The 15717-nt window shown below is 34.3% G+C and carries 17 protein-coding genes and 1 pseudogene; 15 read left to right on the top strand and 3 right to left on the bottom strand.

The annotated features are described in order from the left end of the window. Nucleotides 1-94 precede the first annotated feature (94 nt). The 8 genes from ACQKMV_RS12735 to ACQKMV_RS12700 all read left to right on the top strand — a co-directional run bounded on the left by ACQKMV_RS12735 (nt 95) and on the right by ACQKMV_RS12700 (nt 7866). Complete coding sequence (locus tag ACQKMV_RS12735; protein WP_427504562.1) at nt 95-844, top strand: reverse transcriptase domain-containing protein; 750 nt, start codon at nt 95-97, stop codon at nt 842-844. A gap of 956 nt (nt 845-1800) precedes the next feature. After that, complete coding sequence (locus tag ACQKMV_RS12730) at nt 1801-1977, top strand: hypothetical protein (RefSeq protein WP_427504340.1); 177 nt, start codon at nt 1801-1803, stop codon at nt 1975-1977. 27 nt (nt 1978-2004) lie between these two features. Continuing rightward, the gene (locus ACQKMV_RS12725; RefSeq protein WP_427504339.1) at nt 2005-2499 is read left to right on the top strand and encodes a small multi-drug export protein; all 495 of its coding nucleotides are present in this window, start codon (nt 2005-2007) and stop codon (nt 2497-2499) included. A gap of 351 nt (nt 2500-2850) precedes the next feature. Then, on the top strand, nt 2851-3642 hold the full coding sequence (locus tag ACQKMV_RS12720) for a helix-turn-helix domain-containing protein (RefSeq protein WP_427504337.1): 792 nt from the start codon (nt 2851-2853) through the stop codon (nt 3640-3642). 488 nt (nt 3643-4130) lie between these two features. Then, the gene (locus tag ACQKMV_RS12715; protein ID WP_427504335.1) at nt 4131-4631 is read left to right on the top strand and encodes a hypothetical protein; all 501 of its coding nucleotides are present in this window, start codon (nt 4131-4133) and stop codon (nt 4629-4631) included. Nucleotides 4632-5069: 438 nt separating this feature from the next. After that, entirely contained in the window at nt 5070-5807 is a 738-nt protein-coding gene (locus ACQKMV_RS12710) for a hypothetical protein (protein WP_427504334.1), read from the top strand. 382 nt (nt 5808-6189) lie between these two features. Next, the gene (locus ACQKMV_RS12705) at nt 6190-6447 is read left to right on the top strand and encodes a hypothetical protein (RefSeq protein ID WP_427504333.1); all 258 of its coding nucleotides are present in this window, start codon (nt 6190-6192) and stop codon (nt 6445-6447) included. 147 nt (nt 6448-6594) lie between these two features. Then, entirely contained in the window at nt 6595-7866 is a 1272-nt protein-coding gene (locus ACQKMV_RS12700) for an oligosaccharide repeat unit polymerase (RefSeq protein WP_427504331.1), read from the top strand. A 121-nt stretch (nt 7867-7987) separates the two neighbouring features. Here the strand turns inward: ACQKMV_RS12700 and ACQKMV_RS12695 are convergent, their stop codons facing one another. Beyond that, a complete protein-coding gene (locus ACQKMV_RS12695) occupies nt 7988-8638 on the bottom strand; it encodes a FusB/FusC family EF-G-binding protein (RefSeq protein WP_427504329.1) in 651 nt (216 codons plus the stop codon). 415 nt (nt 8639-9053) lie between these two features. Here ACQKMV_RS12695 and ACQKMV_RS12690 point away from each other — a divergent pair, with 415 nt between their 5' ends. The 3 genes from ACQKMV_RS12690 to ACQKMV_RS12680 all read left to right on the top strand — a co-directional run bounded on the left by ACQKMV_RS12690 (nt 9054) and on the right by ACQKMV_RS12680 (nt 12569). Continuing rightward, nucleotides 9054-10847, top strand: coding sequence for a S9 family peptidase (locus ACQKMV_RS12690; RefSeq protein ID WP_427504327.1), 1794 nt, complete (start codon nt 9054-9056; stop codon nt 10845-10847). A 102-nt stretch (nt 10848-10949) separates the two neighbouring features. Then, complete coding sequence (locus tag ACQKMV_RS12685) at nt 10950-11585, top strand: class I SAM-dependent methyltransferase (protein WP_427504326.1); 636 nt, start codon at nt 10950-10952, stop codon at nt 11583-11585. Nucleotides 11586-11597: 12 nt separating this feature from the next. Further along, nucleotides 11598-12569 carry an HD domain-containing protein gene (locus tag ACQKMV_RS12680; protein WP_427504325.1) on the top strand — a complete coding sequence of 324 codons (972 nt, stop codon included), beginning with the start codon at nt 11598-11600 and terminating at the stop codon, nt 12567-12569. Nucleotides 12570-12628: 59 nt separating this feature from the next. Here the strand turns inward: ACQKMV_RS12680 and ACQKMV_RS12675 are convergent, their stop codons facing one another. Next, entirely contained in the window at nt 12629-12964 is a 336-nt protein-coding gene (locus tag ACQKMV_RS12675) for a hypothetical protein (protein ID WP_427424199.1), read from the bottom strand. A 327-nt stretch (nt 12965-13291) separates the two neighbouring features. On the opposite strand from ACQKMV_RS12675, the gene ACQKMV_RS12670 reads away from it, so the two are divergent. The 4 genes and pseudogenes from ACQKMV_RS12670 to ACQKMV_RS12655 all read left to right on the top strand — a co-directional run bounded on the left by ACQKMV_RS12670 (nt 13292) and on the right by ACQKMV_RS12655 (nt 15167). Further along, on the top strand, nt 13292-13690 hold the full coding sequence (locus ACQKMV_RS12670) for a MarR family winged helix-turn-helix transcriptional regulator (RefSeq protein ID WP_427504324.1): 399 nt from the start codon (nt 13292-13294) through the stop codon (nt 13688-13690). Continuing rightward, nucleotides 13690-14037 (top strand): DUF3147 family protein, encoded by a 348-nt coding sequence (locus ACQKMV_RS12665; RefSeq protein WP_427504322.1) that lies wholly within the window; start codon nt 13690-13692, stop codon nt 14035-14037. The genes ACQKMV_RS12670 and ACQKMV_RS12665 overlap by 1 nt, the downstream gene beginning before the upstream one ends. Before the next feature lie 11 nt (nt 14038-14048). Continuing rightward, nucleotides 14049-14531 (top strand): annotated as a pseudogene (locus ACQKMV_RS12660) (GNAT family N-acetyltransferase). 171 nt (nt 14532-14702) lie between these two features. Further along, complete coding sequence (locus ACQKMV_RS12655) at nt 14703-15167, top strand: hypothetical protein (protein ID WP_427504321.1); 465 nt, start codon at nt 14703-14705, stop codon at nt 15165-15167. Between the two features lie 85 nt (nt 15168-15252). On the opposite strand, the gene ACQKMV_RS12650 is transcribed toward ACQKMV_RS12655, so the two are convergent. Beyond that, a complete protein-coding gene (locus ACQKMV_RS12650) occupies nt 15253-15600 on the bottom strand; it encodes a hypothetical protein (RefSeq protein ID WP_427504320.1) in 348 nt (115 codons plus the stop codon). Between the last annotated feature and the right edge of the window lie 117 nt (nt 15601-15717).

The following is a 15717-nucleotide window of genomic DNA, read 5'->3' as shown; positions in this document are numbered from 1 at the left end:
AGCGTTTGCAGACGCTACTGCGAACTAATGAACAATATGAGTTTAAACGAAATTGAGCGATTAATACATCGCTCTAAAAAACTCATGAAATCCCATATCCATCGGAATAGCCCAAGCAGTTGTTCAAATCTTAACACCTATCATCGACCCAATTTTCAGTGACTATAGCTATGGTTTTCGTCCAAATAAAAGTGCCCATCAAGCAATTACACAAGCGCAATCTTATATGGATGAAGGCTACAAATTCGTGGTAGATATGGACCTTGAAAAATTCTTTGACCGTGTTCAACACGATAAACTGATGTCACTAGTTGCAGGATATATTAAGGATAAGCCAACTTTAAAGTTAATTCGTAAGTTTCTCAACGCTGGTACTATGGCAAATGGCGTCGTAGTACATAGCCAAGAAGGCACGTCACAAGGTAGCCCATTGAGTCCACTACTTAGTAATATCCTTCTCCATGAACTAGATAAAGAGCTTGAAAAACGAGGTCACAGATTCGTTCGTTACGCGGATGACTGCAATATCTATGTAAAAAGTCTAAAAGCAGGAGAGCGTGTGAAATTAGGGATAACAACATTTATCGAAAAGAAACTAAAGCTTAAGGTAAATGAGGAGAAATCCGCAGTGGGAAAGCCAAGAGCACGGACATTCTTAGGAGTGAGTTTCTACCGAAACAAGCAACAAACAAGGATATACGTGCCGAAGAAAAGTAAACAGAAACTAGAGGATAAAATTCGTTACCTAACGAATCGCAATCGTAGCATCCGAATGGATGAAAGAATTAAATGCCTCAACTACCTGATTCAGGGATGGGACAATTACTTTAAAGTCGGAGAGTAGATATTTACTCTAAAAAGATGGATGCCCATATACGCCGAAGATTGAGAGCGTGTCGATGGAAAGAATGGAAGAAAACCACAACCAAGTATCGCAACCTTAAGAAACTTGGTATCCGCCCGAATGACGCCTACAGAATGGCAAATACCCGAAAGGGATATTGGCGTTCATCTAATAATCCAATCATAAATAGAGCCCTAAATAATAAATACTGGGAGAAACAAAATTTAAAAAGTCTCTCCCAAATTATTTTAAAACCATAAAACTTTGAACCGCCGTATACGGAACCGTACGTACGGTGGTGTGAGAGGTCGACTAGTCAATTAATGGCTAGTCTCCTACTCGATTAGCCCCAATTTCGATTGCACAATCAAATGTGTCGTTAATTTTATCTTCGATTTCTCTCTCCGATTTCTCTCTCCGTATGAATCATTTCCGGTTTGTTGCCTAATCGTTCAGCAATTGCTTTTACGCTACACCGTCATTCATTTATATATTTTTAGATGGGTAGCACTGAACGTTGAATTATACTTTTGAATTGTTTGTGTCATGATTAACAGCATAGGTATCACATTCTTTCTATAAGAAAAACACAAAACCCTTATCTTTCCTCGATCAATTTTTACCAACTTTGATTTTATCTCACTATTTTTCTCCTATTTGTTGTTCCGGTATCGTGTTTTGTCCACTTCCAAATAATACTAATAACTTGGGGATGGATCATAATCTCTTTTGAGTTATGTTTTTTTATTAGTTCAAGATTGGTGGGGCATTTCGATACAAAATGCACTGTTTAACATGAATGCAACCGTAAGTTGACAAAGTGCAACTGCAGCATTATAGAAGGTAGAGCATTGTTTTTTTATGATATAGATAGTATTTCAGAAAGGAGATTTATATTTTAATGAAATTTAAAAAAGTGAAATTATTGATCAGAAAGTAATAAAGGAGGAGAAACAATGAAACAAGTATCTATTATCGGAATTATTTTTACACTAGTGATATTAATTTTTTTGAAGATTTTTCAGGAAACAATCCCAAGAGTAAATGAACCAATAACAAATATAATCGTTTTTGTAGGCTTAGTCTTTTTTACCATTATTTATGGCATGTCTCGAATTAGAAAAAAAAAGTGAAACCACCTTGGAAAGGAGAGTTACTGCATGTTTCGTCAAATGGTACAAGAGTTTGTTGGTCAATTATCGGAATTAGATTTACTTCTACAGTATTTGGGTGTTTTCATTATATCTTTCATTCCGTTCGTAGAATCTCCTGGTTCGGCAATAGTCGGTTCTTTAATCGGGATACCGATTATTGTAGTAGTAATTATTAGTATTATTGGAAACTGGATTTCAGTTATGTTCGTAATTTTCTCTTTTAATGCTTTGTTTACAAAAATTCGTAATCGTAATTCAAAAAAAGAAGGATTTGTTCATAATCGCGCAACTAAAGCGAGAGATAGGTACAATAAATATGGTGTTCCAGGACTTGCACTTATTTCTCCCTTAGTTGCTTCCGCCCATATAGCTGCCTTCACTTCATTAGCTGCTGGCGCAAATAAAAGAAGAGTTATCCTCTGGCATTCCGTTAGTATAGGTTTTTGGGGAATCCTAGGTGGAGTATTTGGAGGCTATTTGAACTATGATTTAATGCAGTAATATTTGAATGTGTATAGTCATAGAAAAGGAGAATTAAAATCTAAATAAAATTTTAAAAGAGGAAGTAGCGATATTGTAAAAATCGTAATGATCTAATGGGAAAAATATTTTACAGAAAAGCAAGGAAAAATATTGAATATTTATACAATTAAGGTGTCTAATCCGAATCAGAATGAATTGAAACAAATAGATACCCATGATATCGTATTATATAGGAATAATATGGGATGCTGAAAGGGTGTATTGTGGATAAATATACATTGGTAACCCGCTAGTTAAATCATTTTCATAACCTTTTAAAATAAAGAATGAATAAATAATTTAAATAGAAATGGAAGGGGTTCAAAATAAGTGACATTTGGTGAAAAAATTTTAAAATTGAGAAAGGAAAAAGGGCTTTCCCAAGAGGCTTTAGCCGAAAAGTTAAACACGACGAGGCAAGCCGTTAGCAAATGGGAAAATGGTCAAGGGTATCCTGAAACTGAAAAACTTCTTATGATTGGTAATATTTTTGATGTTTCAATGGATTATTTATTAAAGGACTCTGTCGAACCTAGTAATGATAAAGAGTCAGGATATTATGTTAGCAAAGAAATGGCAGAAGGTTTTTTACTCTCTGCTCGTAAATCTGCTAAATATTTTTCAATGGGTTTATTTTTTGTTGCTTTAGCCTTTATCCCTTATTTTATTTTTAAACAAGATCCATCAACTTATTTAATACCAACGATTATTTTTGCAACCATAGGAATAGGCTTACTTGCGTCAACATCATTTTTTGAAGAAGATAAATATAAAGTTCTTAAACAAGAACCTTTATTGTTTGATGAAAAATATCTCCAAGAACTTAATAGTAGATATGAACGCATAAAGAAAAAATATGCAATTTTTATGATAGCAGGATTCGGATTATTTGCAGTGGGGTTCTTACCAATTGGATTTGAACGGAAAAAAATTATTTCCGATAGTTTTTTAACACCTTATTATCCGATTTGTATTGGGTTAATTGCAGTAGGTATCTATATTTTTACTTACATGTCCAATATCCTAGATGCATATAAACTTTTAGCAAGGAATGAGGTACATACTAATCGGTTTGGCTTTAAGTTTAAAAAGAAAGTAAGAAAAAAGTTTGATGATTTTTAAACTAATACAGATGAAATTAACCAAAACATAAACATTTTTCAGCCCCAGTTAGCCCCGTTTTATGCCTGTTTTGTAAAGCTTGATTTTGATAGTTACATTTTTTGCGTTGATATTTCAATGTTATATGTAAGTTTAGATAGAGTATGCATCACACCAAATTTATTAAGGAGAAAAATATACGCCGCCGAAATGGTTAACCTAATAGTCACGAAACACTCGTTTAAAACACGAGTGTTTTTTTGATTGTTATATATAGATGGGAAGGACAGAGAAAGGGATGCTCCTTAAAATGTACCCTAAATTTCATCAATTAAATAAGATGCGTGTGCTTCATCTTTTTCAATAGTATATAAATTTTAGAAACTAGCTCCCAGCCACTACATTTATAACCAAGAATAAAGTGGTATTCTTTCTACAACCGTCTATACAATTATTTTTTTATTTTAATAAGATATACAGAAAGTAATATTTTTTTAGGAGGTGAATCTTTGTCAAATCAAACATCAACAAGTCAAAATAGAAAGTATACGATTACCACAGGACCATTTCTTGTTCCATTAGATGCTGCAGTTGGACAGCCTAATAATCGACTTGTGATTCTTATTAAAAACCCTACTAACAAACCACTAGAGGCTGATGTTGTGATTGAATATTGCCCTTCTCTACAGCTTTCAAGGGAAGGAATAACACTTCCATTTATAACTAATGAGAATGAAAAACCTTTTCTTGAAGGACTTCCATCAACTGTTATACCTGCAAGGAGTTGTACTCGTTTGGAATTTGATATTAGTTCTCTTGTAAATGGAATCCTTCATGTTAAATCTACAGGCGATTATTTAGTAGGAGAACGCCCATTACGGGGAAAACTTGAAATCGAAGTGGTTGGTGGATCAGGCCTTACAAGTCCAACAAATCCTGGACTTTCTGTTGCAGATCCTTCCATGGTATTCCATTACGGTGATATGAAGGTTATCCTTTTTGGAATTTAGATTAATTATAAAAACATAAAACGAGTACAGATTGCAAAAAAAGCACCGTACTCGTTTTCATTTTTTGAAAGAAGGGAATCAGTTCTAGAGATGATTACTTGAGAGTGTGGTTCGAGTACAAGCGAAACATTCCAATCGTTTTATTGTCTAAAGCTCAAGTTTCACAGGGTTTACAAGGCAAGGTCAGGTTTCCGAGTACATACGCCTTTTAAGGTATCTATTGTTGATGATGTAGACTTTGAGATTGAAGAGATAAAGAAGGACTCTAAGTTGTTAGGGAACAGTCTTGAATCATTGGTGATGGTTATTCACATTAACAAACATTGATTCTATTTTTGTAATGTAGGTGTTAATTGTACAAAATCCAATAATATGTAAAAATAATATTGATGTTTCGATGAATAATGACGATAAGATAAATCAGTAGGAGGACATGAAGTGAAACTAAAAAGAAATATATTTTTTATGGGTCTTTTCTTATTAGTTATTTCATCAATACCATTATTTTATATGGCGCGTGAGGTATACATAGAATGGAAGATTGATAGCCAGTATTCGATTAAACAAATTTATGAAGAACAGGGGTTTCCAACGACGATTGATCTCCTGGATGTCGAAGTAAACGGACGTCATATAGAAATTAAAGAAGAACCGACTGGTAAAAAGGCGAGTTTAACATTATGGGATGAAGAAGAAGGTGTAGAAGCCGGTGATATTGTTAAACTTCACCTATTTGTAGATAACAAAGAAGTGACAACTGCGGATGAAGTTTGGTTATCGAATCGAAATCAAAGCAGTCGTTATTTTTCGTGGCTCGATATACTGACTGTTAATGAAAAGATTGCTATCGTCCAAAGACTGACAGATGACGATACTAATATGAACGACCGTATGTGGAAGATTATTTGGATTGACGAAAAAGGTAAGGTGAAAGAAGATACCATTTCGTATCAATCACGAAAAGAAAATCCACTTGCTGTTCGTTTAATTGGTTACTCAGGGACAGATTTCATGATGATGGGTTATTACTCAGATATATTGACTGTTTACCCAACTTATTTTTTTCCATTAATGTTTCCTTTCGGATCAGTTATTATTGGTATTCTACTATGTATAATTGCTCTTTTTCAATGGAGAAAGCAATATAGATTGGAAAGAGCAAATGACTTAGGTTAGAATTTGTATACTATTAAATTGCTCATATAGTTCTAGCAAAATTGCATTCAGGGGTCATCCAATTTATGCTCACAATTAATAGTTATAATTGAGCAAGTACCGAATAAAGTAGCCATCTATTCTTATAGTAGATGGCTACTTTATTTTTTAAAAATCATCCATTTTTTTACTTAAAACCCGAAAAACGTTTTATTATTTTTAAGGGGGATATACTTCAAATGAAGAAAAAATAATTGTTAGTTTTATAGCTTGCTTATTAATAGCATCTGTCTCAGTGTACTTTTTTAATGAATACAAAACAAAAAACCTTGTAAAAACTTTTCTCCATACAAATAATTTAAGCGAAAATAAGATTAGTATCTTAGATGAATCAACGGTAACGATGACTAACATTGATAAAAGTAATCCAGCTTATCCAGCTTTAAAACAAGCAGTGGAAGGGTTAGAAGTAAAACGAACTAACGCAAAATTCAATTATATGGAAGGATATGTGTTCGTTATTTTTCAAAACAGCACTTTCTACCAATTCTCTATTAATGAAAACGGAACACTATTGTTTGATAGTAAAACCTATAAAATACAGGGGGAAGAATCCACTAAAGATTTGTTTATGATAATAAAAAAAGCATTGAAAAATTAGAGGTTAGAAGGTAAATTTTTTAAATAACTAACAAAAATAGTAAGTGTATATATAATAATCTATTTATATGATATACTATTTTTGTTTTACATAATTGGAAATTAATTTAAAGTTTGGGGGAGAAAGCATCTTAGGGTGTGAAAGGATATGAAACGATTTTTTAGAAAATTAAATAAAATCGATACGTTTTCGCCGTATTTCTTTTTACCATTTATTTTACTGCTATATTTCTTTACTAGTATGTTTGATTGGCATAGGTTTGAACTGTTCAATTTACATGTCTCCATTTGGCCGGCAGTCATTTTAGCAGTTATTTGTTATTACATAGGTGTTTACGTTATAGATAAGATGAAATGGACAATCCCTTCATTTGGTCTGTCGTTTTTAGGCAAATATGTGATTCATTTTATCGTTTTTCTTACGTTACTTGGTTTATGTTCGTACATATTGATGGTTTTTGGAAGCGGCCTTGGTATTTCGGATGAATCAAATCGCCGAAATCTAAATCCAAAGCTGAACTTCTTTAGTCAATTACTATGGTTTGGAGCTTTATTGTTATTATCCTATAAAATGATTTTGGAAAAGCAGATGACGTGGAAAAAAGGGCTCATCTACGGCGCTATTTATGCAGTAGTTATGTTTTTATTTGTGTTAGTAGCTTATCGAACACCATTAATTATTATGCTATTTACAGGGCTCATCATTATCCACTACGTAGTAAAAAGAGTAAAATTAACGTGGTTTTTAACAACGCTGTTAGTTATTGGTGTAGCTTTCTCGATGTTTAGTTTTATTCGTGTGTTAACGGAGGACAGGTCATTAGAATTTAATAGAAGAGATCAGCCAGATGTGGAGCTAACGGAAGAGGCCAGAGATCAGCTGTTAACGGCTGAACAAAAGGTCAACCAAACGCCGTTATGGGTGCGTGCATTAAATGAAGAAAGTGTAACAGGGCATATTGTGTTAAGTACAATTATGGAGTATACACAGGAGAACGGGTATTTAAACGGTGAAATCCATAAAGGTATCTTTACTACAATATTACCTGGTGAGCAAGTTTCACCTCGTATGATGGTAACAGAGGTTGTCAATTCCGTGAGTGTGGAGAAGGGTAGAGTTATTACACGTGGAAATCGCACAACTACACCAACCTTTATCGGTCAATTATTTTTAGATGGAGGCTATTTATTAGTAGCAATTGGCTTCTTATTATACGGTGCTTTAATTTCATTAATTTATAATAAGGTGAAGCAGGAGGGTATACGTAGTTTCCATTCTGTCGCCTATGCATTTACTATTACAGTATTTACGGTATCTATGCATACAGGTTTACTCGATTTAATCTTTGTTTTAATGCTTGGCTTTGTTATCATCGCATCGTCGATTATAAAAGTAGATCAAAAGCAGCTTCGATATTAATAAAGACTATCAAAAAGCCTTCCCCTAAACGGGGAAGGCTTATTTTATCTGAACATAAAGCTTGATGTGAAAAATAAAAAACAGTGGGGATGAAGAATACCCCACTGATTAAAGTTTTACTTTATTGAGTGATGCGATTGAAAAACGCTTTTGTTTTTTCAATATCCGTTACATGTCGATTGCATGTTTGGCTATCTGCGCAAATGTAATTACTATAACTCGTGAACGTTCCAACGACTTGACCTTTTACGGACGTAGTAAATTGGCCAACATCTGAATGGCGGTTACATATAGCACATATTCCGCGAACTGTATTGTTGGAGAATGTACCTTTAATAGCTTTTAGCTGTTCATCTTGTTCCATCACGACATATTTTCGATGTGTTCCAGGATCATCCCACGCTAAATAACAAATCTCCTGAAAATCCATTTCTTCAAGCTTCGGTAGCTTGAGCTTTTTTTCTTTTTTAAATAGGCTCTTTAGTGTGCTTGCAGTGATTGCTTTAAATGGGATGACGTATGGTTTAACTTGCTCTATATACGCTTCCCCCTGTGCACGATCTGTCACATTAAACAGCTGTTCAACAAGCTGAGCTTCCGCAGTGGACAGCGCTAATTTTGCCGTAATTTCACTTTCAACAATACCGTGTACGGCTAGGATAACGTTTTTATCCTTTGTCGTTGCAAGTGTTTGTATAATTTTATTCATTTGCTGTTCGAGTAAATGATAGTTTGCGACCGTTAAAAACGGCTGAATTGTTTGTTTTTCCATTTGAATTCACTCCTGAATAGTAGGCTTTTAATAAAGGTTTACGGCCTAAAGAGATCATTCAATTATGTTATTTACGTTAACTTTTCTAGACCTCTTTGACCTGTAAAGTGTTTGGTCTAGAGCAAGCATTACAAAAGAATGCGTCCATTTCGATTCCTCCTTGAAAAGAAGACTATTTTTATCATAACATTTTTTAGGAAATGGATAAAGTTAAAATATTCAGATACTTATATTGTATTAAATGGTATAATAGTATTTATTAGGATAGCTAGCATAGCGTGTTGATATCGGTTCCGACTGGGCGGGGGCGTCCGATGAGCGATTGGGCAACAAGGATGTTGGTCACGAAGGCGTAATCTCAGGAAAAGGGATGGAAACCTTTAACAAAAAAATTATAAAGAAAAGAGGATAGTCTATGATTCAATTTGAAAAGATGAACACAAAGCATTTTTTGCAAAGTTTAACTGTAAGTGATTTTGCGATTAGTCCTGATGAGAAGCAGATGGTATTAAGTACGAATTTTAATGGATATTTTAATCTATGGGGAATGGATTTAGAGAAAAAATTTCCATATCAAATGACTTTTAATAATCAAACGTCGGATTTTATTAAATATTCGAAAACAGGTGATTTCCTTTTAGCTGGATTTGATAAGGATGGCGATGAGAATAGTCAAATTTATGCAATTCCACCTGAGGGAGGAAGCCTAGTACCAATTCGCTATAAAGAGGGAGAACGTCATTTCTACTCACATTTGACTGAGGATGGTAGACATCTTTATTACTCGACTACAGCTGGAAATTCGACATATTTAAATAGTTTAGTTTATGACATTGAGAGTGAAGAGGAAAAGTTACTTATAGAGGGTAGTATTGCACCTACTTATATCGCTACAGTTAGCCCAGATGAAAAATCATTTGTTTATATTAAACAGTTTGGTAATACGCATTCCTTAGCATATGTACAGATTGATGGTGAGGAAGTATTGCTTACACCATTAACGGATAAGCAGCATACAGTTTCCGATTTAGTGTATACTTCTGAAACGGAAATTTATTTTTTAACAGATTACGATGATAATTTTAGCTACTTAGCAAAATTTGATATTCAGTCAAAACAATTTACAAAGTTGCTTCAATTAGAAAAAGAAACCTTTACAAGTATTAATTATTCGAAAGAAGAGCATGCACTATATATTGTTGGTTCCTATGGTGTAGAGGATCGGCTTTATCGTTATTCAGTTGCAGATGGAAAAAATGAAAAAATCGAAATACCTGTTGATATTATTGTGAAAATGGTTATTATGCCAAGCGGACATTTATATTTGCTTGGAAAAACGGCAACGAAGCCAAATAATATTTTTGTTTCGAAGGAAATGGGTAGTTCTTGGTTGGAGTTAACTCACTATAGAGTTCCAGGTGTTCGAGACGAGGATTTGGTGGAACCCGAAGTGCTACGTTATCCATCGTTTGATGGTTTAGAAATTGAGGCACTCTTGTTCAAGGCGAAGGAAGAAAATTCGAATGGCTATGTTATTTTATGGCCACATGGTGGTCCACAATCAATTGAACGTAAATCATTTCGACCTATGTTCCAATTCCTAGTTAACCAGGGATACTCTATTTTTACGCCTAACTTTAGAGGCTCATCGAACTACGGTCTAGACTTCATGAAAATGGTAGAGGGCGATTGGGGTCATGGTCCACGTCTTGATAATATTACTGGGATTGATTGGCTTATTGAGAAGGGCTATGCGGATCGTGATAAAATGCTGCTTTTAGGTGGCAGCTATGGCGGCTATATGGCACTGCTATTACATGGTCGCCATGCAGATTACTTTAAAGCAGTTGTCGATATTTTTGGTCCAAGTAATTTGTTTTCATTTATTGAGTCTGTTCCGGATTTTTGGGCGCCATATATGAAGCAATGGATAGGAGATCCAGAGAAGGACAAGGATAGATTAACAGCCGATTCACCAATTACGTATTTAGATGGCATGACGAAACCTATGTTAGTAATTCAAGGGGCGAACGATCCACGTGTTGTGCAAAAGGAATCTGACCAAATCGTTGCTGCATTGAAGGACAAGGGACGAGAAGTTGGATATATTGTGCTAGAGGATGAGGGACATGGGTTCTCTAAAAAGGCGAATGAAATTTACGTGTATGAGAAAATACTCGAATTCTTTAATACACATATCATTTTATAAACGACGGCGTTAATTATTTATTTCTCGAATTAAACAACGTTATTATCTTTATACAAATAAACTTTCAGACTCGTAATCGATGGAAAACATAGGAGGACTTTAATGCTATTAAATCAACAAGGATTCAATTTATGGGCTGATGGATATGATAAAACGGTTCAGCTAAGTGAAGAAAGCAATCAATATCCATTTGCAGGATATAAAGCAGTATTAAATACGATTTTTAACGAGGTCATGTCCATTCCAAAATCAACTGTATTAGACATTGGATTTGGCACAGGGGTATTAACAGCAAAGCTATATGATAATGGTCATACTATCAATGGATTCGATTTCTCCTCGAAAATGATCGAAATCGCCAAAGAAAAAATGCCAGATGCAAACTTAATAGAGTGGGATTTGACAAAAGGGCTACCAGCAGCGCTCCTTCATCAAAAATATGACGCCATTATTAGCACCTATGCACTACATCATTTTACTGATGAAATGAAGGTGCAATACATTACAGCCTTATTGCAGCAGCTAACACCTGAAGGCAAAATTTTAATCGGCGATATTGCGTTTGAAACAAGAGAACAGCTTGAAAAATGTCGTCAAGAAAGTATTGATTATTGGGATGATGATGAAATTTACTTTGTCCAAGAGGAAATTAGCTACTTATTAAAAGGAGTGTGCCAATTAGAATTTCACCCAATTTCACATTGCGGTGGGGTTTTTGTACTTTCGAATTTTGTTTAGGAAGATGCTAATATGATTATTTCTGATTATATATATGGTGAATTCGAGATAGAGGATGTGTTAGCGGAACTTATTTCGAGTAAAGAAATGCAGAGATTAAAGGGTATTCATCAGGGTGGTGCAAGTTATCTAGTAAATAGCCGATGGAATGTAACACGTTATGAGCATTCAGTTGGTGTCATGCTATTAATTAAACAGCTTGGAGGCTCTTTAGAGGAGCAGATTGCAGGATTATTACACGATGTTTCACATACAGCTTTTTCGCATGTTATTGATTTTGTCTTTGAAAATAAAGCGGAAGATTATCATGAAGAAATATTTATGGATGTGATTAGAAACTCAGAAATTCCTATTATTCTTAGAAAGTATAACTATAATTATGAATATCTACTATTAAATACTGCGAAATGGAATATACTTGAACAACCAGCTCCTGAATTATGTGCAGATCGAGTAGATTATACATTAAGGGATATGTATGTATATGGGCAAGCGTCATTAGAAGACATAGAAAAATTTTTAAATGACATGATAATTTATCAAGGGCAGATGTGTCTTCAAAGTATTGAAAGTGCAGAATGGTTTGTGAAAACATATTATCAAGAAGTTCTTGATTTCTTTATGAATCCGTTAAATATTTATGCCTATGATAAATTGGCACAAACGTTAAAGTTATCATTAGAAAAAAAGATCATTACACTTGCTGATTTTCTTAAGGAAGATAATGAACTAATTGAACGGATGAAATCTTCAAATGAAAGGCAAGTGCAGAGTCTTTTAAAACAGCTTCATCCAGATGTAAAAGTGAGAGTGGATCAGAAAGAATTTGATATTCATCAAAAGAATAAAACTCGGCTTATCGATCCTTTGCTTTACCTTCATAATAGATTAATAAGGGCAAGCGAAATATCTGATGATGTTAGAAAAATGAATGTAGCTGCTAAAGAAAAATTTCAACAGGGTATCTATGTGAAAATTTTATAAATATCTCGGAGATTTTCCGATAAAACTAGTAAGGGGCTGTCTTCTGACGGCCCCTCATTTTATGTAAACATCGACATAATATATTTGCCTGATAACATAAAAACTGCATAAATTGCAAGAGAGCTAATGACGGAAATGCTAGGTTTAAACCAGGTTGTTAATAAAAATGCAAGAACCGTAAAAAGTAACATACCGACAGCCCCAAACACTGTATTTTGTAAAACGCTATGGAAAGTATCTTCCTTCATATTTTTCATCTGCATGCCCATATTGATAAGTGTTAGGATAGGCAATGCTGTAATGATGCCCGATAAAAACAGATATTTCGATTGGCTTAACAGTAGTGCTAAGACCATGATAGTGCCGCCCACTATAAAATATAGAATATACAACATATATAACCCTCGATTTTTTATTCAGAATAGTATAATAATACTTCGAGAAATAACGCCGTACAAGTCCCTGTTTTGAATAATTAGCAAGAAGCCGAGAAAGATAGACTTTTATCAAAAATAACTAGAATATTTCGGTCTAGTTGATTGGGTTGATGACTGTGTTTTTATATCGATAATCTATCTAAAATGGCTAAATTGCCTTCGGATGGTTACCAATTTGTTCGTATATTAAAAAATCTGAAAATATAAGCTTTAATAAATTCACTTTTAATATATCGTACTTTACGATATAATCGATTCTGACGATATATTAAAGGAGCAAATTTGATGATTAAAGATATAAATAACTATTTCACATCAATTTTTTACCATCTACATACAACGCATGAAGATACAATTTCACATCAAAGCGTGCGTATTTTACAGATGATTCAAAAGGAAGATGAAGTAACAGTTCGTGATATTGCAGGGTTACTGAATATTTCTCAAAATACAGCTTCAGAGCATATAAAAAAACTGGAGCGTAATGGCTGGGTGACAAAGGAGCGGGCTATTTACGATCAACGCAAAGTACATCTTCATCTAACAGCTGAAGGGCTTCACATCTTAAAGAAAAACTCAGAATTAGATGATGAGAAACTGCAACATGCACTAAACCAGCTTTCAGAAGAAGAACAACAAACGATTTTACAGGCATTTCGTCTATTAAGCGAGGTGGCTAAATAATGTACACACTTGTAAAAATTCTTTGCTCAGCAGCCGTAATCGGAATCGTAACAGAGGTTGCTAGAAGATTTCCAACCTATGGTGGCATTATCGCAGCACTACCACTTGTCAGTATTTTAAGTATCATCTGGCTTACAGTGCAAAGTGAACCGAGTGAGCATATTCAGCGATTTACGGTTGGTGTAATCGTTGGACTACCAGCGACAATGGTCATGCTATTTGTTATTTATATGGCGATGAAATCATCGATCCATCTCGTTTTTGCCATCGGACTAGGAATTGTTTCGTGGGCAGTATTTCTAGGTGTCCAAAAAGCTATTACTAGTATGTTTAATATTTCTATTTAGGAGGATGTTAGATGACAGTGATTCCTATTCAACAATTGCCCCAAAATGATGCGGTGCAGTTTTTTAAGGAACATTGGGGAAGTACGTAAATGGTCATTTCCAGTGGGATTTATGACTGCAGTAATTTAGATGGCTTCGCTTATGTAGATGAACAAAACAAGATTTTAGGTCTCGTAACGTATATCATTCGTGCTGAAGAATGTGAAATAATTTCTCTTGATAGTATTGAAGAAGGAAGGGGAATTGGTTCTTTGCTTGTACAAGCAGTTGAACAACATGCATTCGAACAAAGCTGTACAATGATTACCCTTATTACGACAAATGATAATTTACATGCGTTAAAATTCTATCAAAAACGTGGCTATCACTTAGTCGAAATCATACAAAACGCAGTCGAGCAAGCAAGAGCATATAAACCCGAAATTCCTTTAATCGGCAATGATGGGATTCCAATACGTGATGAAATACGATTAGAAAAGCAATCTGGCTTATAATGAGTCAGGTTGTTTTTATTTTGCATAAAAAGGTAGTGCAAAGAAGTGAGCTAGAAGATTAACTGTATGTAAATGCTAATTGGCGAAGAAAAATCCTTACTTATTATTTTCAAGGTTTCATCACCTACGATTTCTCGCTATACTTGATAGGGCAGGAAAGTGAGGAATGAAATGAAAAAAGTACTATTTGTTTTAATATTTAGTGTTCTTGTGGTAGGAGCGGCCTTTATCATTTATTTAAAAAGCAATCCACCACTTGTCATGAAAAGCTATATGAATCCTACAGATGATTCGTCGATAAGAATCGTAGAAATAGAGAATAAAGGACTACGTGAGATAGAGCTTCAGCAAATACTCGTCAATGATAAAGTACCTGAAAATGCCGAGCTTGTCGTAAGTAAGGCAGAACCGTTTGAAGCAGAAACGAAGCTAGTGGGTAATCCGAATATTACGTATCATAAGTTAAGGCAAGTAGACATTTTTCCTAGTCAGTACATAGATCGCAAGGCCATTGGAAAGCAGCCTCAGCATTATGCTGTGAAGGTTGAAGCACCTACTATTAAAAAAATAACGATTAAGTACAATTATTTAAAAATGCCATTTACTTTAACAGCCGAGTTACAAGCTACAAAATAATCACATTAAAAAGCGCTAGAAATCAACGTTTTTAAGATTGATTTCTAGCGCTTTTAAGGTTTTGACCAGTATAGTCCCAGCCTGATCACTGTCGTTTTTTCAATTGTAAATTGCCTTTATTAAACATAACAAGTCCATTGAATCGCTCATAAAGAGCATAAAACGGATATAATACAGCCGTATATAGGATAGGGGAAGGTATTTTTTCAATAACAGAGATTATCCCGGAGATTAAAGGAACTAGTGTTTTTGTTATGAAAATTAATACAGGAATTATTGCAATCAAACCAATTAAAAGAAATGGGGTCACTTTTGTTTCTTTTAATTTGGCGTAGCAGTATGGACATTTCATGGTAAATGGTGATGAAAAATCCTCAAAGTCATCAAGCGTTATTGCTTCTTGACAATTTGGGCAAGGTACAGATGTTCTCATAATAAATCTCCTAAAAAAACAAATTCACTCTAGTATAGTTGAGCATTACTTCTAAAGTAAACGGAAAATATTAGAGCTTAGAAGTTGGGAATTTGCACTCTATACTCGTTTTTTGTC

Source organism: Lysinibacillus sp. NPDC094403 (assembly GCF_050278745.1).
Classification (GTDB): Bacteria; Bacillota; Bacilli; order Bacillales_A; family Planococcaceae; genus Lysinibacillus.
The sequence above is the reverse complement of the archived record's forward strand: the minus strand, read 5'-3'. Positions and strand labels throughout refer to the sequence as shown.